This window comes from Alistipes sp. DJF_B185, assembly GCF_964250025.1.
Classification (GTDB): Bacteria; Bacteroidota; Bacteroidia; order Bacteroidales; family Rikenellaceae; genus Alistipes; species Alistipes finegoldii.
In genome coordinates, this window is sequence record NZ_CAXUDY010000002.1 from 415,100 (window position 1) to 438,808 (window position 23,709).

Consider the following 23,709-nt stretch of genomic DNA (forward strand, 5'->3'; position numbering starts at 1 on the left):
TTTATTCTTTCACGCAACGCACCGACTGGCCGTACGCCGCATTGAATTTGATATTTACATTCACATAGGTTTTGCCCGCAGGCTCGATCTTCATACCGCGGACATTAAGGTTATTATAGGTCATGGCCGACCAAAAGGTAGCGCACTGTCCCATATAGGAGAGGAAACCGCCCGTATGGTCTCGGAAGCCCGCAGCGGGATAATACGACGAACCCTCCGCACCCGAAAACATGACGCCGTAAAGCCCGGCGTTCGACATCACGGGCAGATTGGCAGCGGCAACGCCGGCCCAGACCGTACCCGTAAAGTGCGGCACCTTGTACCCCACCGGACACGGGTCGTAAATGGTTTTCGAACTGGAACTCGTCGCTTCGTTGTATCCCCACAAAGTAAGGTACTGCTTGAAATCCGAATTGAACCAAGTCTGGCCGCTGCCGTTCTGTTCGGCCCCGAAGCATACGAAATTCATCGGGTTGGCAACGGCATAGCCGATCTCCCCGCCCGAAGGCAGCTCCGTGTTCTTCACCAGTTTGAACGTTCCTCCATATGCAGGATTTACGACATAATCGGCCGTAGCCGCAGAGAAGCCGGGCGTCTCTTCACGTTTGACCTTCGTCCCGTGATGACGCGGGCCGATGAAAGGATCCTTGCGTCCCCACTGATAATAAAGGCCATAGGAGAGATAGTCATCCACTTCGGTCGAGACGGCGCCCAGATTACGGTCGAGCAGCTGGTAGCTCTTGCTCATGCCGGCGTGAAGATCGGCCGCAGGGTCTTCCGTTAGCCAGATATGCCAGCTCCACACGATTTCACCCGCATCGTTGAAAGCGGCGATAACCGCATTGCCGCGGGCTTCGCCAGCCCGGAAAACGACCATGCCTTTTTCATAGCCGACCTCGGTAATCAGGTCCGGAGCGCTCATCCAGAGCCAATCTATCCGGGTCATGCCTGCGGGCAGATCGTTGCTGTTGCCGCACGTCGGACGGAACTTGTATTTATCGGCCGCCGAAACGACATAGCAGTTCGAGGTACCGTTCTCGCTCAGATCGACGCGGAATTCGCTCACCTCGGCATCGCCCGAAGCGATCAATGCCGCCAAGTTCAGCGGCAGTTCGCTCACACGCGCCGCCTGCAATGCGGTCTGCGGTTCGCAAACAATGTCCACGACGCTCTTGTCCGTGCAGAGAAGCTGAATTTTCAGCGGTGCTCCGGCGAGTTCGGCCTCGCAGAGGGTGAACCATGCGGCACATTTACCGCTTAAGGACGGAGTGTCGGCCAGCGTAAGATTCACGGTTTTACCATTGCACGGCACTTCGACCTCGTTCCGCTCCAGATTGTAAATCATACTGCCGATCAAGGGCCGTTCCGACTCGATACGCACGCTACTCAGTTTCTTGTCGGCAAGAGGGGTTCCCGCAGCGTCGATTTCGAGTTTCAGCACCGCACACGGAGTTGAAAACTCCATGGCGACTTCGCCGGAAGCGACATCTGCATTTTCAAGCGTCGCAACGAGAAAGCCATAGCGTTTCACATCGCAGACCCCGCCGGACTGAATCTGAGCCGCAGGGAGCTTGACCGAAAGATAGGCAGGGTCGAATCCGCGGTTATCCCGATAAAGATACAGCGCACGCAGCGTCTGAGGACCCGAACCGGGAGCGTCGGACACCGAACCGGAAAAGATACCCTCACCGTCGGCGGAGACTTCCTGAAGCGTAAAACAAACATTGTTGTCTGCAAACCGGCTGCTGCGGCCCCAAAGTCCGAAGGCATCGTCCGCCGACCATTCCATGCGGCATTCCTCAACGGAAGCGGTGCCGTCGGCCGTCAACACCGGAGCCAAGGCAGCGCGTATGCTGAGGTCCAGCGGCTCGGCTGCGGGTGCAGGCTCATCCTCGCCACACGCCCCGGCAAACAGTCCGCCCAGCAGGAGCCATCCGAAAATAATGCGTTTATTGAGATACATAATCATTGTTTTTAAGGTTATTTCTGTTGGTTTTTAAGAAAAAACAGCTCGGCCACATGTACGCCCCGCTCCCCGGTATCGCACCGCCAGCTCAGCGTCACCCGACCGTCGCGGGTCGCTTCGGCCGGAAGATCGAATTCGCGTATCACATCGCCCGAAAGCCGGATCGCATCATGCACCTTGCAGCCGTCCGCATCGAGCCGCACATGACTCCTGAATTTGTTGGCCTCGCCGACATAGACGATCCGCACGCGATAAGTCGCAGCAGGATCGAATCCGTCGAAAGTCAGTTTAAGCGGCTGGTCGTAATAAATTCCGGCCTGCGTCAACCAAGCACGCGGCACGGGCTTGCCGTCGAATCCGAGATGGGTCATCACGAAGCCTTTCTTCATCTTGGCACCCAGACCGCAATGGGGCGTTTCGAGATGAGAGGGGTCTCTCTCCCATGCGGCATCTATACCGGTCACCCGTTCCGAAGAGAAATCGCCCAAATTGTAGTAAAAGCCGCCTTCGCCGGGATCGGTACGGCCGACCAACGCCATAATCTGCTCCACGCGCTCTTCATTGTCGGCCAGCGCGTCTATTTCGTCGATACGCATCAGCAGCCACTCGCTGTCGTTGAGCGGCAAATCGATCTGGTCCATCAGCGGGCAATGCTGGTATTCCATCGTCCAGCGACCCTCGTCGTGATAAACCGCCTCGTAAAGCTCCTCGCAACGCCGTTTCAACTCCTGCGCCACGGGTTTGCGCCGCGCTTCGCCCAAAATCGCGCGGGTTCGGGACAACGCACGCGAAGAACCTCGTTTGGGAGCCTCTTTCAACGCATCGTAGGCACGGGACTCGACATCCAGTTCATGCAACCACCGCCGGTAGATATAGGCATCGTAGTAAGCCCGCAACAGGGGCATCAGAAAACGCGGATTGCGCATTGTCGCATCGTCGGCGCGCTCCTCCATGCTCTGCCACATTTTCAAAGTCGTATCTATCTCTTCATTTTCTGCAAGGGGGCCTATCAGGTTACGCTCCAGCGCAAAAATGCCTGCCGTAAAATCGGCGGCCAGATCGGGCCCGATGAAGTAGCGGGCGTAATCGAATACCGACGCTTCGGCTTCGGTCGAAGCGTCCCAATCCTGACCGAGCCAGAAAAATTTGTTCAGATCGTCGTTGGTACCCTCGGAATAGGTCAGCGACCCGACGCCCAATCCGGCATATAGGTTATGGATATGCTTTTGCGCCGCCGGGCTGGGATTGATGCAGATACGTCCGAGTGTCATCGCCATCGGCAGGTCGATCGACCGCGCCGGATACTGGCTGCTGTAGATGTGGGTGATGTCGGGAAAGTTGCGGATCGGCAGTCCGGGACGGATTTTCGCCCGCAGCTGCTCGAACGACATCCGGCACCAAGGAGCAAATACCACACCGTCGGCCCACTTTACGACATTGGCACGCCGGCAGAACTCCTCGAAATAGCTCATCGGAGCATCGACGAAATGCTGGGGACTCAGCCATACCTTCGCTTCGGGATGATAGCGCTTGAGCAGCGCCACCTCTTTCTCCGAGAAGGAGAAAAAGCGTTCGAGCGTCAGATCGCCCGGATCACCGCTCTTGATACACCAATGGTCGATCGTCGGCAGACGTTTGAAGATATTTTCCCGGAAACGCAGTTCGGTGGCCTCGCCGCGCTCCGATTCGAAATCGGGACCGTTGTCGTAAGTCACGATCCAGACATCGAGACCGTAGGACTTGGCGATACGGATATAGTCAGCAGGCACATGGCGCAGCATCTCGATGCTGTTCATCCCGAAAAGCGCCAGTTCGCGGACATACTGTTCGAAGTTCTCCTTGGCCCATGCTTCGTCGGGAGACTTGGCCCGCGGCGAAGGATGCAGTTCATGCCCCCGGACCGCATACTGGGGAGTCGATGAAACCGTTGTCGCCGCAGGCAGGAGAATGCTTCCTTTACGCAGTTCGCAACTGCGCAGCAGACGCCCCACGCCGTACAGCACGCCCCGCGGATCGTTTCCCGCCACGACGACGCATTTACCGTCTTCCGCGACCAGCAGTTTGTAGCCCTCCGTTCCCGTCGGCGGAAGCGCTCCAAGTTCCCGGCCCAGCGCGGCATTGCCCGCGGCAAGATCGGATTCCCGGCCGATAAGGATCTGCACTCCGTCGGCGGTCCCGGCAGCGGAGAGTGTCACCCCCGTACGCAGGGCGAGTTCATCGACAAGCACTTCGGCGGCTTTGCGCACCAGCGGGTCGTCGCCCGAAGTCACGACCTGAGCCCCGGAGAGTTCGAGCGTCTGCGACGAAACCCCGGCAGGCGAGAGGAGCGCCAATGCCCAAAAGAGAGCGCCCCCCACCATGCGAAATATTTTGAAATAGCTCATATCCGTCCCGTTTACTGAATGTTCAACCTGCGGAAATAACAGCGCGAAAGCGAGTATATCCTGTAATGTCCGGCATCGTGATTGACGGCAGTCTGCTGCAGCGTCTGCTCGCTCGTCGCATCTATCTTATTGACCGCCAACGTCAGCCATGCACAACGCAAGTGATCGAAATCTTCGTTGTTGAGCAGTTCGATATAGAGTTTTTCGACGCCTTTGCGGGCACGGGGAAAAATAACGCTGTAATAGGTCAGCGTATCGGTACGTACGGGCGTCATCACCCGCTTGTCCCTATCGAGAATATGGAAATCCACACCGGGAACCGCCAGCGAGTCGGGAGTCGAGAATTCGTTCTTCGGAGGTTTCATAACTCCCATCTGCGTAAGAAAATAAGGGGAATTACGTACATAAAGACGCACCTCGATGTCGTAATCGCGCTCGATTTCCGACATGAATTTGACGGGCAGCTCGATCAGCTCGGTACTGGAACGGTCGACGGAGATCGTCCGGTTCGTGAGCGTCGGATTGCCCTGATCGTCGGACTCGTAATCGAAAGTCGTATAATACTGACGGTCATAGCCGTCAGGATAGTTTTTATAATCGTCTTCGCAGGCGGCGCCCAGCAATGCCATGGCCGCCAACAGCGAAAATATGCTTTTTTTCATCTGAGTAACTGATTAACGGTTATTTCCAATTGGGATTCTGTTCTACATTCCCGCGGCTCTGAGCAATATCGTTGCTCGGAATGGGATAGAGGTAATCCTTCTTCGGATCGAAGAACCGGCTCGTTCCCTCCTCCACGATCAGCACATTCTGTGCAGTAAGTTTGTCTTCGAGCGAACCGGGCGAGACGCTGCCCCACTCTCCGGCGATGAACCGTGCTCCCAATACATCCTGCGGCAAACGGATTTCGGCCTCTTTCCAGCGAATCAGGTCGTCGTAGCGAAGCCCTTCGAGCGCCAGTTCGACAGAGCGCTCACGACGCAGTTCAGTCCGCATATCGAGGTGATTGGAAGTGACGAATTCGTTGGTCAGGTGCGCCATGCCCACACGGTCGCGCAGCGCATTGACCGTACGGTTCAGGTCCTCGTCCGAAATGATTCCGTCGTGTTCGAAACGGGCTTCGGCGTATGTCAACAGTACTTCGGCATAGCGCAGCAGCGGATAATCCAGCGTACTGGGCTGGTCCGTCATGCCGTCGTTGCGCACGTATTTGCGGATACCGAAACCCGTACGCGACTGCGCATAGGGCACGAACGGACCGAATTGGTAGGTGTTGACGCCGCGGCGCAATGCCGTTTCGGCCAAACGGGGATCACGGCCGTCGAAATAGTCGTTATAGGTGAGCTGCAAAGAGGGATCGTCCTCGAAAGGCAGCCCCGTATCATTAAGATAAAGATTCAGGAAGTTGCGCGAAACGCCGTAATTGACGGCGATCTGGTACGGGTAATTGTGCGTCAGCAATTGCGTTTCCTGATAGCCGTACAGTTTCACCAGAATATGTTCCGAAGCCTCCTCACCCGTATATTCGAAAAGGTCCTTATAGGGCTGCGTCCCCTTGGTGTAGAGCGTGTGCTCGCCGGATTGAATCACCGAGTCGGCAGCTTCATAGGCAATCTTGAGATGGGGCTCGGCCTGCTCTTCGCCATGGAATTTCCGACGCGTGCCTTCATAGAGCGCAGCGCGCGCCTTGAAAGCCTGAGCCGCCGTCCGCGAAATGCGTCCGAACTCTCCGTCGGCCAGTGCCGAAGGCAGCGGCAGCTCGCGGGCCGCAAGATTCAGGTCGGTATAAATGCGAGTCATCACCTCCTCGCGCGAAGCGCGCGGACCATAGAGAATCGGGTCGTCGATATCGCCGACCGTATTCACCAGAATCGGCACGCCGCCGAATTTACATACAAGCTGGTAGTAGGCGTAAGCACGGAAGAAGTAGGCTTCGGCCACGAAACGGTCTATCTGCGAAGCGGTCGTACCGTGCTCCGGCGCGTGTTCGATGATGCGGTTGGCCCAGAAAACCATCTTGTAGGGATTGCTCCAGTCGTCGCTCTTGGCCGGCACCTTGCGGGTTCCGGCACTGATGTCGTCGGGATAGTTGTTGCGGAACAGATCGTCGGCGCGCGTATCGCCCCAGCGATGTCCCAGCAGCACGTAGAGCTGATTGACGGCATATTTGAATTCGTCCTCCGACTGAGGATTCCAGAAATCCTTTTCGGCCATCGCCGTTTCGGGAAAACGGTCCAGATTACACCCCGCAAACCCGGCGGAAAACAACGCGAAAAGCAATGTAATGATATGTATTCGTTTCATAGATTGCTGATTTTAGAAGGAGACATTAAGACCGACCGTAACGGCACGGTAAAAGGCATACCAGCCATTGACCGTGGTGATGGCAGGGGCTTCCGGATCGAAGACATCCCACGTACGGGTTGTTTCCCACAAATTGTCTCCGGAAACATAAACATAACACGAACGGACGAAACTCCGCGGTTTGAAGGGAATCGTATAGCCGATCGTGATGTTTTTCAGACGCAGGTAAGCCGCATCCTGAATCCAGCGGTCCGAAGGTTTGTAGTTGTACGAACCGCCCTTGTAAACCGGACGGGGCATGAATGCGTCGGTATTCTCAGGAGTCCAGTAGTCCCGGTGGATATTGATCGCCTGATAGAGCGATCCCTGCGTGGGATTGAGCGTGGCTTCGTCGAGCAGGAAGTTGCGTTTGCCCACACCCTGCAACTGCACGGAGAAGCGCAGCCCTTTCCATTCGAATCCCAAATCGGCACCGAACGTATAACGCGGATCGGTCGTGCCGAGCATGACCAGATCGCCCGGCGAATCGGGCGTGAAATTGCCACCCGTAATGTAGGGATCGCTGTCCCGGTTGACATAACGCACATCGCCCGCCGCAGTGAGCGCGCCGCCGGGCTGCAGGATAGCCTCCTCCATAGCCGGGGTTTCCTGATAGAGTCCCGCCGTGCGGTAGCCCCATATCGTATTGAGCGGATAGCCTTCGAGCAGAGGAACGACGCCTTCCTGAATGACGTTGCTTCCTTCGTATTTGACCAGTTCGTTCTGGCTGTCCGAAAGATTGGCCCCCACCCAGTAGCTGAAATGCTTGCCGATCTTGTCGCGCCAGCGCACGTCGATCTCCCAACCCCATGTCTTCAGTTCGCCGACATTGGCCGAAGGGAGCCCGATGCCGATAAGCGACGGCACGCCCATTGCCGACGAGAGCATGTTGATATTGCGCTTCCAATAATATTCGCCGGTAAACTGCAGGCGGTTGCGCAGCAGGTTCATGTCTAGACCGATATTGCGCACGTCGATGATCTCCCAGCTCTTCTGGGGCGAAGCCAGCGTCTTGATGTAATTGGTCGTGGCCGAAGTGCCGCCGAAAATGGTTTTGCCGGTCTCGATCATGTTGATATAGTCGTAGTAGCCCAGTGCATTGGCATTTCCCAGACGGCCCCACGAAGCGCGGACCTTCAGGAGGTCTATGAATTTGACCTTGTCACGAAAGAAATTCTCCTTGCTGATGACCCAGCCGCCCGAAACCGAGGGAAACAGCTCCCAACGGTTCGCAGGCGCTAAACGCGAACTGCCGTCATAGCGCAGATTGACCTCGAAGAGATATTTCTCGCGGAAATTGTAATTGAAACGTCCGAAAAAGGACATCACCGCCGAAGTATTGATCAGGTCGGAGTTGAAAGCCGACTGGGAATTGCCGAAATTGAGCGAATAAAATCCGTCGGGCATGTAATCCTTCGTGGCGTAAACACGGTCGAAGCGGTAGTTTTCCCACTCGGTACCGGCCATGATATGAAAATTGTGGCTGCGACCCAGTTTCAGGTCGTAATCGGCCACGGCGCGCAGATTGTCCGTAAAGGAGTTGTCACGGCGCTTCTGCACCCCGTTGGGCGTAGTCTGCGAATAACGATACTCATTGTCGCCGCGGCTGTACCAGATCAGACGACGGGTTTTGCGGTCGTTCAGGTTCGCGCGGTATTTGCGCGAAGCGGTGAGATTGATCTGCAAGCCTTTGACCAGATTGCGTATACGCAGATTGGCCTGTCCCGAAACGTCGTTGTTGATGTTGTCCGACGTACCGGCATTTTTCATCAGGTCGATCGGATTGGTGCCGTCCTGACCGGCATAGAGGTTCGGGTTTACAAGCGGATCCTCATCCTGCGGAAAATAGACCGGCATGCGAGTGCGGCAGCGGTACACTTCGGCGAGCACCTTCGAAGCGTTGAAGGCATTGGCGTTGATTTCCGAACGGTCGGCCGTGAGCTTGATCGAAAGATCGAGATAGCGGTTGATGCGCGAAAAGAGATTCGCACGAAAGTTGAAACGGTTGTTGTCATCGGGACCGTACTTGAAGAAACCCCGGCGTTCGTAATACCCCACCGAGGCCATGTAGTTGAGCTTATTGCTTCCGCCGCGTACCGACAGCGAATGACGTTGCATATGGCTCCAGTCGTTGAGACTCTTGCGGATCCAGTCGGTGTTGTCCAGATAGCTCAGAGCCGTCGAAGACGAAAGCATCGAGTTGAAATTGGGATTTTTGAGCCACTCGATCATTTCGGCATTGACAGCCTTGTTGTTGGCCCGCTGGGTAATCTCATACTCCTCCCACGAATTGATACGGCTGGGTTTGCGGCCCTGTCGCGTGAAGCTGTACGAACCGTTGTAGCTCACCTTCACGCGTTCGGCGGCGCCTTGCTTGGTCGTGACGAGGATAACGCCCGCAGCAGCCTTCGAACCGTAAATCGATGCGGACGCGGCATCCTTCAGCACCGAAATCGACTCGATATCGTTCGGGTTGAGCATATCGAGATCGCCCTCGATACCGTCGATCAGCACCAGCGTCGAAATCGTATTGACCGAAGAATGGCCGCGGATCTGAAGGGCGAAACCCTCCTCGCCGGGCTGGCCGCTCGACTGCGTGACGACCACGCCGGGCAATTCGCCCTGCAGAGAGGCCAGCACGTTGGGCGCAGCCTTGTCCGCAATCGCGTCACCCAAAATCTGCGACACGGCACCCGTAAGATTCACCTTTTTCTGGACGCCGTAGCCGACGACGACGACCTCGCCCATCTGCGTCGCCTCTTCCTGCAACGTGATGTGCATCGGAGCACCGGTCTTGACGGGGACGCTCTGCTTCTCATAGCCCACAAAAGAGATGTCGAGGACGCTCCCTTCGGGAACATTGAGCGTAAACTGGCCCTTGTTATCGGTGGTCACTCCCTGACTGCCGCCCTGCACAAGCACCGTCGCACCGACAAGCGCCGAACCCGAAGCGTCGGTCACGACGCCGGAAACGGTCACCTGCCGAGCCGCTGCGGCGAGACTCACCAAAGCCAGCCCCAGCGACAAGATTAATAGTCTGAAATGTTTCATAGGTTTAAAGGTTAGTAACGTTTCGGTATTCCATCGTTAAGGTTCGGTATAAGGATGCGGCCGCCGTGTAATCAGCTCGACCATACGCTCGCGCGCTCTGGCGCACTCTGTCTCTCCGGCTATCAGGTAACGATGCCTGCCCGCAGGATCGGGTTCGAACCATGTCATCGACTCGTCATCCACACGAATCCGGCCCGGAGCGCTGTAACGGAAATACCCGGCATCGGGTTCCACGGCGCAGAGCACGGCCGACGGGTCCCACATAGGACGGTCGTAAGGCATCGGTTTATAGACTTTATAGGCCTCGGCCAGCGGATGTTTCTCCACATAGCCGAAATCTCCGAGAATCGACTCCACGGGATAGAGAATACGCGAACCGACCTCGAAAGGACTGACCGTAACGGGCGTGGGCCACTTTTCGAAAAGCTCCTGCGCGGCATTGCGGTCGATACGGATATTGTATTCGGCGCTTTTCCCCTCGGCTTGCTCGAATTCGCCGGCCATCATGTAAAGGTGTTTTACTTTACGGCGGATGAGTTCCATACCGTCGAGCGAAGAGACCGCATCCGGACCGGAAGCCATCAGCCGCTGCAGGTTCGTGGAAAATCCCACGGCGATCAGCGTCACTTCACCGTCGCCCTGCGACGCAAGCAGCCGGCGCAGCAGCTCCGCACTTTCGGGCAGCGCATCGTAATCGGAGATCGTACCTCAAGTACTACCCATTCGTTTCCCGAGAGGAGAAAATGGGTGTAAATATTAAATATTCAGCGATTTAATCTTTGCACAGGGTTTCTTCTTCGAGGGATTCCAAGCATAATAAGGTAATTCCAGACGAGGTTACGGTTTCCAGATCGTTACCTCGTCTGTTTTGCTGTATTTTGCATAAAATATTCGTTTGCAATTTCTTGCATCGCGCTTCATCTTGACAGACAACTCTGAGGAAATTAGTTTTAACCCCCAAATTTCATCGGAGTATGCGCAGTACATTCAAGGTTCTGTTCTACCTTAAAAAGGACAAACACAAAGTTCAGCCGGTTGTTCCCGTCATGGGCCGTATTACCGTCAACGGTACGATCGCCCAGTTCAGCGCCAAACTTAGCGTTCCTCCCCATCTGTGGGAGGTGAAGGGCGGTCGCGCCAAAGGCAAAAGCCTCGAAGCCGACCGTATCAACCGCTATCTGGATAATATTCGTATCCAGATCGGAAAGCATTACCAGTCTATCTGCGACCGTGACGGATATGTTTCCGCCGATAAGGTGAAGAACGCCTATCTGGGTTTCAGTAAAAGGTATAAACTGTTACTGGAGTTATGCGATGAATTCTGCAAAGAGTACAAGAACCGTATAGATGTGGACCGTACCATCCACTCCTTATTTCGTTATCAAACGCTACGACGCGATTTGAGTCTTTTCATCTGTCAGGACTATAAAGTCAAGGATATACCCCTTGTGGAACTGGATCAGTCTTTTGCAGAGAAGTTTGCCGCCTATCTGAAACATGTCAAGGGCCTTGCCGACACGACGATCAGCGTTGAGATCAAATCACTGAAGCATATCGTCAAGAAAGCGTTTAACGACGGGCAAATGGAGAAGAATCCGTTTGCCTATTACTACTACTTTGCCGACCAGCCGGAAATTGAATATCTCACCGAAGAAGAAATCAATAAACTAATTATCGGCAAAGTCAAGCAGCAGCGTCAGGATCGGACACGGGATATGTTTCTGTTCTGTTGTTTTACGGGCCTGTCCTATGCCGATCTGGCCAAACTGAGTTATGAGGAGTTGAAACAAACTCCGAACGGAGCATGGTGGATTAGCAGTATCCGTCAGAAAACGAAAGTACCGTTTACGGTAAAACTACTTCCGGTTGCGAAAGCTATTCTTGAAAAGTATCGTATTCCTGCCAACCGATTCAACCGGCTCTTTCCCGAGAATCCGGGAAAGGTCTTCCCGGTCGCTTCCTTGAAATCCTCGGACGCCAGTTTGAAACATATCGCCCGACAATGCGGGATTGCGAAGAATCTGAAATTCCACACGGCAAGGCATACCTTCGCCACGACGGTCTCCTTGATGAACGGTATTCCACTGGAAACAGTCAGTAAGATGTTAGGGCATAAATATACGACCACGACTCAGATTTATGCCAAGGTGACAAACCAAATGATAGGCAATGCGATAAGCCGAATAGAGGATAAAATAGGCGATAGATTCCAGTTCCCGACTCTGAAAGAAGAGAGCGACGGCTAATCCGAAAGACATCGGCGATTACAAGTTTCCCGCCGATAGTCAATTAAACGCCGGAGATGGAAATACGCAAGGCCATGCGAATCGCCCGAGGGCGAGCCTTGCGTATTTCCATCCCCGGCATTTTGCTGGTCGCTATCGTCGGAAAAGGCGACATTCTGCGGTTCGGACGCCAGTCGTTTCGCTACGTCCATATCAGAAACCCAAAGTAATCGCTTATCGCATTGTCTATTTAAAATAGTCGTCTGTTGTTCTTCTTCTCGTGGAGATAATTCAATTCGTCGCTGTAAATTCCGATTACAAAGCGCAGCATATTGTCGACCAAAGCTGTAAGCCTTGTATTCTCATTCCCCAATAAGTGGAGGATTGCCGATACTTTGTGCTTGGTTGCCGCACTGATATAGATCGCCGAACGGTTACGGCAGTCCGCCGGGGCAAAGAACGTGCGTTCGAAATCCGGCAGCGGAATCTTTTTGCGACGGAATCCGGCCAGCTCCTTTACGTCACTCGTTTGGGTATTGACGTCTGTCCTTTCAGCAGTCGGAGCCGATGCTCCGGATACCGTTTCCGATGTCTTTCCCTCGGGAGCGTCCGTATTTTCCGCTTCCGGTTCGGGAATCCGGCGGACGACTTTCGAATCCAAAGGGGCCTATCCGGCGATCATCTGGCGCATCAATTCTTCGTCGACTTCGATACGGGGACGCTTCGATGGTTTTGTTGCGAGGTTGTCGGTTTCTTTTAATGAATCCATGGTACAATGTTTTTAAGATTGAACGTTCGCTTTATGCTTGTAAAGCGTGTGTGTCTGTTTTATGGTTTAAACCATTCAAAATACCATTTTCTGCTTCACGCAGTTTATATCGGAATAATGAACGGAACAAGAAAACCTACCTTTCATGATGCAGGATACCACCGACTGAAATACCTCGGTTTTGATGTCCGGCCACGACCGCTCCAGTCCGCACCGAGAGCTTGTTTTGGTGCCCGGACGGTTGTAATATTGCAACCGGGAAAGACCCGTCCTCGAAAGCCGTAGCGGAGGTTTTTCAAAGTTTTCACAAAAAATTTCCGCCGCGGATTTTTGTTATCGCCAGATAACAGCAAGCTGTACCTTTGTATGCCGAAAAGTTTTTCGGCATACGAAAGGCGCTCGCTCTGCGAGGCCGGGCGTTCTCCCCAGTCGAACGCCTTTTTAACCGATGTCATGAATACCGACCGAAAACTGACAAACGGGATTATTTTATCTGCTGAACTGAATCAGAGATTGACTGCTTGAATATTCCGATTAATGCATGTCTTCCAAAAAATCCAATATTTCCCGGCGAATCTGCCGGAATCTGGACACTGACGTGTCGTACCGGTCGAAATCGAATATGATCGCATTGACGAAAGCCTGTGCACGGATCGAATCCCGGGCCTCAACCATTTTCAGCAGGTCGTAGTCACGGATGCCGTCACGCATGGCTGCCAGCCGAATCGACGGGTAGAGCTTACGGTAACCGGGGTAGACGATATGCGAGTCGCCGCCGGGCCAGTCATTGGCGGGGGCGGAAACGTCTCCGAAAGGATCGCCGTTCGCTCCCCATGCGTTGAAGCCCCAGTGAAGGTATCCCGGAGAGTCGTATTTGTAGTTTATCCAATGCAGCAGGCGTGTCTTGATGAGCGGCAGTGTTACGTAACGGTTTGCGAAATTCCCCCGGGGATACATGCAGGTGTAGAACCAGCAACTATGTCCGGCTGGCATTGTTCGATAGATTTCCCATACGAATTCGTCGAGTTGTGGCACGAGGATGTCGATCAGCGCCGGGTCGTAGGACGAAGAACGGTAAGCTTCGATGATTCGGATGTCGGGGGCAGCCTGTTTTACCTGGCGGGCCAATCCTTCCCAGGAGGTCTTATTTTCGTTGAGCGGTTCGTCGGCAATGTGTTGTGTGTAGATGTCGAGCCAACTGCGGCCGCTTCCGTCATCGATCATTCTGGAACGCAAATGCTCCTGCAGAGCCGGAAAATACGCTGCGATGTATCGTTGCACGCGCGGGTCGTCATGGGGCAGACGTTGATAAACATAGGAGCCCTTGCCGTCGGGGACCGGTACGTTGGCCCAGAAAGGATCGGTCCACCCGTTGCGGGACCGCTTGGCGAAATGGTTGGCCTCGATCAGCCGTACGTCGGCGTGTCGGAGCAGGAATTCGATCGTTTTGTCCATCCGTGAGAAATCGAACGTCAGCCCTTTGCCGTCGGCTGTCGGAACCGGCGTTCCCGTTTCGTAGAGCAACCAGACGTTCTGACCATAGGCCGAGGCGGTTTCGACGAGCTGCCGCATACATTCCCAATAGGCCGGTGAATCGTCCTCCACGGATTCGTTGCCGTTCATGAAAGAGAATTTATCGGGGAAATACCAGTTGGTAACCAATAACGACTGTTCGGGAAGCGTGACCGGATAAACTTGTATGGTGAATTGTCGGTCGGCAACGATCCGCTTTCCGTTCTTTAGCCCGGAAATGCGTACCGATCCTTCGTAAAGCCCCGCTTCGGCATCGGCCGGAATCGGAATGTCCAACCAGAGCAAAGCTGTCCCGCCTGCAGCGATAGATACGGTGGTGTCGGTCAGAATGGGATCGGGATATTCTCCGGACGGTGATTGCAGGGCATCGGGGGCCGCCGGCACGTAGGCGTGGGAAGCCTGTACGTTCCGGACCCAGCCCAGAACGGCTTTGTCGAGCGAAGCTCCCTGCTCTGTTTTAAGACTCCGAAGGACAGGAGTCATTGCCGCGACGGAGTCGTCAGCGGAGATAACGAATTGCAGAACGGCGTTCTCGCCGCGGGCCACGCGGACGGTATCGTCCCCGGCAGGAGGGCAAACGATTCCGGGAAGAACATTGGTCAAAGGATCGATGACGCGGATCGTGAGTCCGCTTTCACTACAGGCTACCGGTAGCAGCAGGAGTGCAGGGCAAAGAGTCCGGATCGTCCGGTTGACGAGAAGTCGGAGCGGGGAAATGTTCATTTCGGGTTCGGTTTGAATTCTTAATTGCATTGCGGGAAAACAGTAAGCCGGAGTTCCGTGCATCCGTAGGGAATCAGTTCGAGGTATTCGATACGGTCGGATACGGCGCGGGCTATCCCTTCGGCCGGAAGGCGCGGCGTGTAGCGTCCTTTTTCCAATTCCCAGTCGATCGGTTTGACGGGAACCGAGATTTTCACGGGCGTATGTTCCGGATCGAACGGATAGCTTCCTGCGGCTGCGGGTTTTGTCCGAATGACCTTCAGGGGTATGACCGGATCGGAGCAAAGGGCATAGTTCCAGGGTCCGGCAGGCTCGATGCTCCAGCATTCGAATTCGGGGTTGCCGGGAACTTTGCCGTTCATATTCGCATAGACCGTCCGGTCGGCTGTTTTCCGCTGGGGAACAGGATAGGAGAAGAGCAGAGGTCCGCGCTGCACGTAGATTCCCTGTCCGGGAACGGTGTTCATGACGGGTTGCATGCTGAGACACAACCGAATCCGGTCGCCGTTCCTGAATTTGCGCCGGAGGGTCACGAACGTGCCGGCGGGACATGCGTCTCGCCACAGTTTGCCGTTGACATATATTTTGGCATCCCTGCACCATGCGGGAATGCGCAGCAGAAACGGGATATCCGTCCTCTCTTTCAGGCCGAAGGAGAACTCGATCTCCCCGTCGAACGGATAGGAGGTCCGCTGTGCGATGTGGCACTGTCGGCCGTTCGGCAGGTCGAACGTTGCAGCCGAAGGTCCGTAGAGCGCAGCGGCAATAGAGCCGTCTTTCCCGCGTAGCCACATATGTGCGACGTAATTGGGCATGAAACGGTGAACGTTTCCGGCGCAGCACTCCGTTTCATGCGTCGGCCGGAAAGCCATCCAGGTCGAACCGTGGAAGAATTCGTTGTGATTTGAACGCCCCGTTGCGATTACCTGATTGACGGACGAGAAATACTGCAACGATCGGAAATCCTTGGTAACGGCTCCTAGTCCGGCATTGAAGACCGCTTTTTCTATTTTGTCAGCCCACCGGACTTCGCCCGTGGTCAGGAGAAATTGCTCCAGCGTCCAGGTGTAGTCGGAAATGTCGCAGGTTTCGTGACTGTTGATGACGTTCCCGTTTCCGACGAGCGCTTCCGCACTGGCCGGAACGCCGTCGGGGAGCATGTGGTCGCGGGTGAGCTTGCGTTCGGCGTTGAGTGCAAGGTCCAGGTAATATCGTTTGCCCGTATAGGCATAGAGCAGCATCGGGAGTTTCAGTTCTTCCATGCAGGTGACGCCATGCATGACGAACCGTTCGTCGCCGGCCGCGACTGCGGGCGTCAGGTCCCCGAATTTTCCGCCATTGTAGGCTCTCTCGCAAATATCCAGCAACTTCGCATTGCCGGTTTTGCCGTAAGTCCACAACATTCCCTCGATGCTGACGATGTTGCGCCATTTCTCGACCTGCTCCTGCGTAAAGTTCATGTAGTGCCTTTCCAAGGCTGCGGGGATCGCCGGATCGCCCGTGCGCTCGTAATAGGCTTGCAGCACCCGGAAGTAGACACACATGGGCCACATCGACTCAATCGCTTTGTTGCCCAAAACACCTGTGGACGATGCGTTGGCCAGCGTGTAGCGAATCCCCTCCTCGGCTTTGGCGATCATCTCCCGATCACCGAGCAGGTAACCCAGGCGGAGCAGACCGTCGGTGTAATAGGCTGTCTGCTCGTAGCGCCACCAGTCGCTTCCGTAGGTTTCGGTGTTACGTCCGATCTCACCCGCCCAAAGGCAGGAGTCGTACGGATAGGACATCGCCTCGGGATGTCCCGTAAGTCCCGTTTGTTGGCGGTGGAGGAATTCCTCGATCCAGCCCTGCGGCTCTATGCAGCCGATCATGCCGCCCTGAAACTGGGCATAAGGGGCCTGGGCGTTCGTCGCGGTACCGACGAGGCAAAGTGCAATAATTGAAAACAGCTTCTTCATGCGATTTCTTGACTATTTGTATTTTTCGACTCTTGCATCCCGGATGACACCTTTCCAGTCGAGCCCGAAAGCGAAATCATATGTATTTCCTTCCGAGTCCGTATAACAAACCATATCTCTCGGAACGTCTTCATGCTGCTGTTCCACGGTTTTCATGTCTGCGGGCAATTGCATCGGCAGAAGTGCCGACGGTTCCCGCCGGCCGGAGATAATATCCAGCACGGCCTGACGCTGTACCCCGAAAGCAAGCAGTATGGCATCGGCCGAAGGTTCGAATTCGGCCGGAACGAACGGTCTGGTCGTGGAAACGACAGCCACGACGGGCTTGTCTCCCATCTGCCGTTTCGTTCCGAGTACCCGTTTCAACTCTTCCCGGTTGGAACTCCGGACGGTTTTCCCGCGGTAACTCCGGTCGATGGACGGTTCTTTCGGGTCCCCGCCGGCAATACTCTCGGGGCGTGCGTGGCGGGCCGTGTAGTCGCCGTATTGCAGGCTGATCGGGACATAACCGTTGCCGCCCTTTTCCCGATCGGCCGCATCGTATCCGCAGCCTCCGTCGGGTTCGTCGATAAAAACGATCGCGAAGTCGGCATTTTCGGGGCTTTCTGCCAATTCGTAATATTGTTTGACCAAAGAGGTGTCTACAGGTAGGCGGGATTGTCCGCATTCGGGCAGATATACGCTCCGGCGGGTCGATGCGGGCAGGGTTCCCGCCCGGTTTTTCAGCAGGACGACCGACCGGAGCTGCGCTTCGTAACCGGCTTGCATAAATTCCGGATTCCCGACCGTCGCTTCCGTCCGGTCCGGGTCTACATAGGGATTTTCGAACAGACCGGTCCGAAAAATATTGAGCAGCAACCTTATGGCGGAACGTTCGAACCGCTCCCGGGCAGATTTTTCGCCGAATTCGGCGGTCCACATTCGGTAGGCTTCCAGCACGGGACCTTTGTCGTTGTTGCCGCCGAACTGGTCTACTCCGGCTTTGAGCGCTTCGTAATGCCGCTGCGGGATGCTCAATGCCTCCACTCCCCAGCATTTGCCGTCAGCCTCCTCGATGCTGGAATAGTCGTGCGTGATGCCCCAATCCGTGCAGACGACGCCGTTGTATCCGTATCTGTTCCGCAGCAGATCGGTGACGATATATTTGCTAAAACCGTTGCCGACCTTTTTTCCCGAGGGGTCCACCCCGTGGGAAACCGTATAATAGGGCATGACGGCTGCGGCCTTTCGTGTCTTGCCGTTGAGGCGGAAAGCTCCTTCCACAAAGGGCCGGATGTGTTGCTCGAAATTTCCGCCGGGGTAAACAGTGTATTTCCCGAAGCTGAAATGGGCATCCCGTCCGCCTTCTTCCGGGCCGCCGCCCGGCCAATGTTTGACCATGGCATTGACGCTTTCATACCCCCAGCCGTCCGCAATCTCGGCAGCTCCAACGGAGGTCTGGAATCCGTCGATATAGGCCCGCGCCATATCGGTGTCCAGATCGGGGTCTTCGCCGAAGGTACCGTAGAACCGGTTCCACCGGGGTTCGGTCGCCAGATCGATCTGCGGCGACAGCGCTGTGGCGATACCCAAGGCGCGGTATTCGGCGGATGCGATCCGTCCGAACTTTTCGACCAGTTCGGGGTCGAACGTAGCGGCCAGCCCGAGCGGACTGGGCCACAACGAAATCTTTCCTCCTGACCCTGCGTTGTATTCGGCCCAGGCTCGGGTTTCATTCCGGGGATCGGAACTGATATTGACCGGAATGCCTTGTCCGAGGCCTTCGACGAAGGCCTGCATGTTGTTGTTCCATTCGGCTGCAATGCGGGGACTTTCAACCCGGACGACGAGCACGGCCCGGAGATTGTCGTCCCGGAGGAACTTCCGCTGTTTGTCCGAAACAGCCGAGTGGGGAAGTCCGCTTTCCCGGAGCGAGGTCCCGTTGTAGGTCGAGGACCAGTAACCTACCGAATCCGTCGGGACGGCCTGATGGGAACTGTATAACATCAATCCGGCAATCTCTTCGACGGAGAGTCGCTTTGCAAGGTCTTCCGCCCGTTCTTCCGGGGTGTACCGCCAATCTTCGTAGCAGTCGAGAATCCCGTTTCGGTTCAGGTCTTTGAAAGCGTATCCGTCGGAATATAAGATACGGACGCCGGATCCGGGGAAATAGCCCAGAGTCTGTCCTCCGTCTTGCCGAATCAGACAGTAGGTGTCATGCGGCTCGACCGTCCATTTTCGGCCGCAGGCACAGAGTATCGGCAACATAAACGCCAAAGATACTATTCGACGTATAAGATCTGTTTTTGTTGTCATATCGTTATCAGGGTCGGTTCGTTCTTTAGGGGACTTGGGAAAGCAGTTACAAAAGAATGAATTTTTATCGGCCGCGGGGTTGAATATTTTCCGGAAAGATTCTTTCCCGTATACGGATACCTTATTGAAATAAAGGCGAAATTGCAGTTGTCCGGACGTTTTGAGCCGTATTGCGCCGTTCTCTTTCGGCCAAATGATCGTACAATTCGGCGGGATGCAGTTGTGTTTCCCGAAAAAAATGTATACTTTAGTTTCCGAAAATACCCGTTATGCATCGTCGCTTTCTTATATCCCGTTTTTTCATAGTCTGCATCGGATTTGTCCTTTCCGAGATACAGATCGTTGCTGCCGAGTCTTTTCCTCAGGTGCGTTTCACCCCGTTACCTTCCGACATTTTGCCGTCGAACGAAGTGCGCAAACTTTATCAGGATTCCGATGGATATATCTGGATTCCAACTTATAACGGATTGGCCCGCTACGATGGATACGGAGCCATCACCTACGGTATGCGTGATGTTTCGAACGGGTTGTTCAACACGTTCGTCAATGTCGTTGTCGAGGACCACGACAAGAACCTGTGGATCGGAACCGAGCACGGCCTTTTTCGGCTCGACAAGGTTTCGGGAAACATCGTGGCCGACGAATATCCAGAGTTGGCGGATTGCAACATCGCAGTCATTCTGTGCGATACGGGCAACGGCATCTGGATCGGCGGTGACAAGGGCCTTTTCCGCAAAAATGCGCTCGACCGTAATTTTCATCCCGTCCCGATCTCCAATTCGGCGGGTCGTCCCGTCAAGGCGGTCACCTCCATCATCAAGGATGACAAACTGAACCTGTGGATCGCCGCTTTCGATCAGGGTTTGTTGCGTTATGATATCCGTGAGGATCGCGCCTATGCTTGCGACGATGCCGTGCTGCGTAAAGCACATGTTTTGGCACGTGATGTCGCGGGTAATATCTGGGTGGGTACGTGGGGCGCCGGAGTGGTGCGGCTGGTTAATCCTCTGGCCCCGGGACCGACCCGTTACGTGCATTATAAACACGTGCCGGGCAGAACGCACTCGCTGCTCGACGATATTATTTACGATATTGAGGAAAATCCCGAGCAGAATACCATCTGGATCGGTGGTCGCAGCGGGTTGAGCATCCTCCACGACATCGACAATCCCGATTCGTTCCAGAATTTCTTTCCCGGCGACAACGTGGGAGACCTGCCCTATAACGAGGTGAATTCGATCCTTCGAACCCGTGACGGACTGATGTGGATCGGTTTGTTGGGTGGCGGCGTCTGCAAGGTCCAGACCAGCGGAACCAAATTCGAGTCCGATCGGCTGGAACCGATCAGAACCCGTTACAACACGAGTTCTGTTCGAAGTATGTATTACGCCGGAAACGGCGACTTCTGGTTCGGGCTGCTTGATTTCGGCCTTATAAAATACAACATTCGAAGCGGTAAAATCGTCGATTACCACGAGCATCCCGATTTGAAGTCGCTTCCTTACACTTCGACCGTCAATACGATCATCCGCCGCTCGACTACCGGGGAACTGTATTTCGGAACGCAAAACGCCGGTATTTGGGTGTATAACGAAACGCAGCACAAGGTTCGGCAGATCAATCATTTCAACCAGCCGAACTTTCTGGACGACTGCGTGATTGCTCTGTGTGAGGATACGCACGGCAATCTGTGGATAGGCTCCCGGTTAGGTATTTACGTCGAATCGACAGACGGGCGTTTCCACACCGCTGCTGAATGGCTCGGATACGCTACGCCATTCGATCAGACTTATGTGTTCGACATCTGTTGCGACAAAGCAGGCGATGTCTGGATCGCTTCCAACGGTCAGGGCATTCTGCATATCCGTACGGCAGACGGAGCCTGGAGGCAGTATACACGCGACAACGGCATGATTTCCGATCATGTCTATTGCCTGCAGGCCGACGATACGGGGTGTATCTGGGCCGGAACTTTTGCGGACGGACTTGCGGTCCGTATTCCTTCGGAAGGGAGCTTTAAGGCCGTGTCGGCTTTCCCGAATCTGGAAAACAAAGGTATCGGCAATATTGCCCGGGATGAAAACGGCCGGATGTGGATTACCACGAATAATTCGGTCTTTTCCTTTTCGCCGGACAGCCTGGGCAATCCCGAGCATATCAATACCTATATTATATCGGCCGACATGCAGTCGTTCTTCTTCAACCGAAACGCTTCGGCGCAGGTCGATTACGGACGCATTGCTTTCGGAGGATCGAATGGGCTGATGATATTCACCGGCAATCGCACGCAGCCCCACCAGACGAGACTGCCGATCGTGCTCACAGACTTCAAGGTGCACAATCGTTCGTTACGGACCATTCCCGCACGGGAACGATCGCGCATCTCTCTCCGGGATATCGATTACACGGATGCCGTGACGCTTACGCACGACCGGAACAACTTCTTCATCGAATTCTCGATGCTCTCCTATGCCAATCCGCGCGATCATATTTTTAGATACCGGCTCGACGGATTTGATAAGGAGTATGTTACGGCCGATTCGCACCACCGTTTCGCCTCATACAGCAATCTTTCACCGGGAACCTACACATTCCGTCTGCAGGCTGCCGGGGAAAACGGCGTGTGGAGCAGCAACGAGCGGACGCTCACAGTGCGGATACTCCCCGCCCCGTGGCTTTCGTGGTGGGCCTGGACGATCTATTCCGTGCTGCTGCTGGTGCTCGCCTATGGGGTCGTGCGGTTCCTGCGCTACCGGCTCCGGCTGCGTCAGGAGGTGCAGATTTCGAAGTTGGAGCGACAAAAAACCGAAGAACTGAATCATGCCAAATTGCAGTTTTTCACCAACGTCACTCACGAACTGATGACTCCGCTGACGATTATTCTTACTTCGCTCCAGAACCTGAACAACGGCACAGGGGACAATCAGACTCTTTACGGTGTCATGTCGGCCAATGCGACGCGGCTGATGCGATTGATTCAGCAGATACTCGAATTCCGGAAAGTCGAGAGCGGGAATCTGAAAATCCGTGTTTCGCATGGCGATGTCGTCGGATTCGTTCGCCGGTGTGTGGAAGCTTTTGCCCCGCTTGTGGCCCGAAAGCAGCTCAAGGTCTATTTCCGTGCTTCGTCGGAACAGGTCGACGGCTGGTTCGATCCCGACAAACTCGATAAGATCGTCTACAACCTGCTGTCCAATGCGGCAAAATACACGCCCGACAAGGGTGAAATTATCATCCGGATCGAAACCGGAGACGACTGTTCGGTCTGCATTTCGGTCGCCAACAGCGGCGAACTGATGACCCAGCAGACTATCGACGGACTTTTTCGCCGGTTTTACGACGGCAATTACCGGAAACACCATACGATTGGAACCGGTATCGGTCTGTCGTTGGTCAAGGATCTCACCGACCTCCACCGAGGTTCAATCCGGGTGTCGAGCGACGAGCAGGACGGCAACTGTTTCCGAATCACGCTACCCATAGGTCGAGATGCTTATACCGAAGAGGAGATCGACGATGATACCGGAGACGATGCCGCGGAAAAAATTTACGAAGGGGCCGGAGAATTCGTTCCGGTGCAGCCCGATGCGGCGATGACCGATACCCCCTCCCGCACACGCACTGACCATACGCTGTTGGTCGTCGATGACAACGAAGAACTGCTCTTGTTGATCTCCAATCTTTTGGCGCCCTATTTCCGAATTGAAACGGCATCCGACGGAGAAGAAGCGCTTCGTATATTGTCCCGACAGCCGGTCGATCTGGTCGTTTCGGATATCATGATGCCCGGCATGGACGGTATCGAATTGTGCCGACGGATCAAGCAGACCTTCGAATACTGTCATATTCCGGTTATCCTGCTTACGGCCAAAAATGCCGACGAAAGCCGGATTGAAGGGTACAATTCGGGGGCGGACGGCTATGTCACCAAGCCCTTCAACCTGCAGTTGCTCTACGCTCAGATTGTCAATCAACTCCGAAAATTGGAGATTCGGGGCCTGCATTTCCGCAACCAGCCGATTTTTGAGGTGGAGAAACTGGAGTATACTTCGATGGACGAAAAGTTCATGCGTCAGGCTATGGCGTGCGTCAATGCGCATATCGACGATTGCGAATTTGCACAGGCCGATTTTACCCGTGAAATGAATATGTCGCGTACGATTCTTACCGAAAAACTCAAATCGCTCACCGGGTTGACTCCGGCTGCATTCATCATTGACGTGCGACTGCGTGCTGCCTATCATTTGCTCGAAGAGCAGAAGAAGATGCGTATTGCCGATCTGGCCTATGCTTCCGGATTCAACGACCCGAAATATTTCAGTACGTGCTTCAGAAAGAAATTCGGATTCTCTCCCAAGGAATTTATCGACAGACTGAACGAAAAAGGCGATAAAATCGCTTGATTGTCCGCAGAAGCGGGCTACAACCGTTTTTCGGTAAAAATTCGACCTGCATGATCCAT

12 protein-coding genes and 1 pseudogene are annotated in these 23,709 nt (G+C 54.7%); 3 read left to right on the forward strand and 10 right to left on the reverse strand.

From position 1 onward, the window contains the following. Position 1 precedes the first annotated feature (1 nt). The 6 genes from ACESTR_RS04945 to ACESTR_RS04970 are packed head-to-tail and all read right to left on the reverse strand — an operon-like array spanning position 2 to position 10,446. Positions 2-1,963 carry a hypothetical protein gene (locus tag ACESTR_RS04945; protein WP_279064760.1) on the reverse strand — a complete coding sequence of 654 codons (1,962 nt, stop codon included), beginning with the start codon at positions 1,961-1,963 and terminating at the stop codon, positions 2-4. A gap of 17 nt (positions 1,964-1,980) precedes the next feature. Continuing rightward, complete coding sequence (locus ACESTR_RS04950) at positions 1,981-4,350, reverse strand: glycoside hydrolase family 20 zincin-like fold domain-containing protein (RefSeq protein WP_302268835.1); 2,370 nt, start codon at positions 4,348-4,350, stop codon at positions 1,981-1,983. A gap of 11 nt (positions 4,351-4,361) precedes the next feature. After that, positions 4,362-5,012 carry a hypothetical protein gene (locus tag ACESTR_RS04955; protein ID WP_244075942.1) on the reverse strand — a complete coding sequence of 217 codons (651 nt, stop codon included), beginning with the start codon at positions 5,010-5,012 and terminating at the stop codon, positions 4,362-4,364. A 19-nt stretch (positions 5,013-5,031) separates the two neighbouring features. Beyond that, positions 5,032-6,654, reverse strand: coding sequence for a RagB/SusD family nutrient uptake outer membrane protein (locus ACESTR_RS04960; protein ID WP_279064754.1), 1,623 nt, complete (start codon positions 6,652-6,654; stop codon positions 5,032-5,034). 12 nt (positions 6,655-6,666) lie between these two features. Continuing rightward, complete coding sequence (locus tag ACESTR_RS04965; RefSeq protein WP_279064751.1) at positions 6,667-9,744, reverse strand: SusC/RagA family TonB-linked outer membrane protein; 3,078 nt, start codon at positions 9,742-9,744, stop codon at positions 6,667-6,669. A gap of 36 nt (positions 9,745-9,780) precedes the next feature. Next, positions 9,781-10,446, reverse strand: coding sequence for a nucleoside hydrolase (locus ACESTR_RS04970; protein WP_373178927.1), 666 nt, complete (start codon positions 10,444-10,446; stop codon positions 9,781-9,783). Between the two features lie 272 nt (positions 10,447-10,718). Here ACESTR_RS04970 and ACESTR_RS04975 point away from each other — a divergent pair, with 272 nt between their 5' ends. Both ACESTR_RS04975 and ACESTR_RS04980 read left to right on the forward strand, forming a co-directional pair. Continuing rightward, positions 10,719-11,990, forward strand: coding sequence for a site-specific integrase (locus tag ACESTR_RS04975; RefSeq protein WP_302785160.1), 1,272 nt, complete (start codon positions 10,719-10,721; stop codon positions 11,988-11,990). A gap of 56 nt (positions 11,991-12,046) precedes the next feature. Continuing rightward, a complete protein-coding gene (locus tag ACESTR_RS04980; protein ID WP_244076200.1) occupies positions 12,047-12,199 on the forward strand; it encodes a hypothetical protein in 153 nt (50 codons plus the stop codon). 20 nt (positions 12,200-12,219) lie between these two features. Here the strand turns inward: ACESTR_RS04980 and ACESTR_RS04985 are convergent. The 4 genes and pseudogenes from ACESTR_RS04985 to ACESTR_RS05000 all read right to left on the reverse strand — a co-directional run bounded on the left by ACESTR_RS04985 (position 12,220) and on the right by ACESTR_RS05000 (position 19,199). Beyond that, positions 12,220-12,738: pseudogene (locus tag ACESTR_RS04985) on the reverse strand (DUF3408 domain-containing protein). 534 nt (positions 12,739-13,272) lie between these two features. Beyond that, complete coding sequence (locus ACESTR_RS04990; protein ID WP_277089257.1) at positions 13,273-14,994, reverse strand: DUF4091 domain-containing protein; 1,722 nt, start codon at positions 14,992-14,994, stop codon at positions 13,273-13,275. 20 nt (positions 14,995-15,014) lie between these two features. Next, positions 15,015-16,952, reverse strand: coding sequence for a beta-L-arabinofuranosidase domain-containing protein (locus tag ACESTR_RS04995; RefSeq protein WP_009596812.1), 1,938 nt, complete (start codon positions 16,950-16,952; stop codon positions 15,015-15,017). A gap of 12 nt (positions 16,953-16,964) precedes the next feature. Further along, a complete protein-coding gene (locus ACESTR_RS05000; RefSeq protein ID WP_014775051.1) occupies positions 16,965-19,199 on the reverse strand; it encodes a glycoside hydrolase family 3 protein in 2,235 nt (744 codons plus the stop codon). A 317-nt stretch (positions 19,200-19,516) separates the two neighbouring features. On the opposite strand from ACESTR_RS05000, the gene ACESTR_RS05005 reads away from it, so the two are divergent. After that, positions 19,517-23,650 carry a two-component regulator propeller domain-containing protein gene (locus tag ACESTR_RS05005; protein ID WP_373178913.1) on the forward strand — a complete coding sequence of 1,378 codons (4,134 nt, stop codon included), beginning with the start codon at positions 19,517-19,519 and terminating at the stop codon, positions 23,648-23,650. Positions 23,651-23,709: the final 59 nt, after the last annotated feature.

Excerpts from the sequence above, each read along its gene's own strand:
- ACESTR_RS04995 (WP_009596812.1), bottom strand. The coding sequence starts at position 16,952 with ATGAAGAAGCTGTTTTCAATTATTGCACTTTGCCTCGTCGGTACCGCG.
- ACESTR_RS04965 (WP_279064751.1), bottom strand. The coding sequence starts at position 9,744 with ATGAAACATTTCAGACTATTAATCTTGTCGCTGGGGCTGGCTTTGGTG.
- ACESTR_RS04950 (WP_302268835.1), bottom strand. The coding sequence starts at position 4,350 with ATGAGCTATTTCAAAATATTTCGCATGGTGGGGGGCGCTCTCTTTTGG.
- ACESTR_RS04975 (WP_302785160.1), top strand. The coding sequence starts at position 10,719 with ATGCGCAGTACATTCAAGGTTCTGTTCTACCTTAAAAAGGACAAACAC.
- ACESTR_RS05005 (WP_373178913.1), top strand. The coding sequence starts at position 19,517 with ATGCATCGTCGCTTTCTTATATCCCGTTTTTTCATAGTCTGCATCGGA.
- ACESTR_RS04955 (WP_244075942.1), bottom strand. The coding sequence starts at position 5,012 with ATGAAAAAAAGCATATTTTCGCTGTTGGCGGCCATGGCATTGCTGGGC.
- ACESTR_RS05000 (WP_014775051.1), bottom strand. The coding sequence starts at position 19,199 with ATGTTGCCGATACTCTGTGCCTGCGGCCGAAAATGGACGGTCGAGCCG.
- ACESTR_RS04990 (WP_277089257.1), bottom strand. The coding sequence starts at position 14,994 with ATGAACATTTCCCCGCTCCGACTTCTCGTCAACCGGACGATCCGGACT.
- ACESTR_RS04945 (WP_279064760.1), bottom strand. The coding sequence starts at position 1,963 with ATGTATCTCAATAAACGCATTATTTTCGGATGGCTCCTGCTGGGCGGA.
- ACESTR_RS04980 (WP_244076200.1), top strand. The coding sequence starts at position 12,047 with ATGGAAATACGCAAGGCCATGCGAATCGCCCGAGGGCGAGCCTTGCGT.
- ACESTR_RS04960 (WP_279064754.1), bottom strand. The coding sequence starts at position 6,654 with ATGAAACGAATACATATCATTACATTGCTTTTCGCGTTGTTTTCCGCC.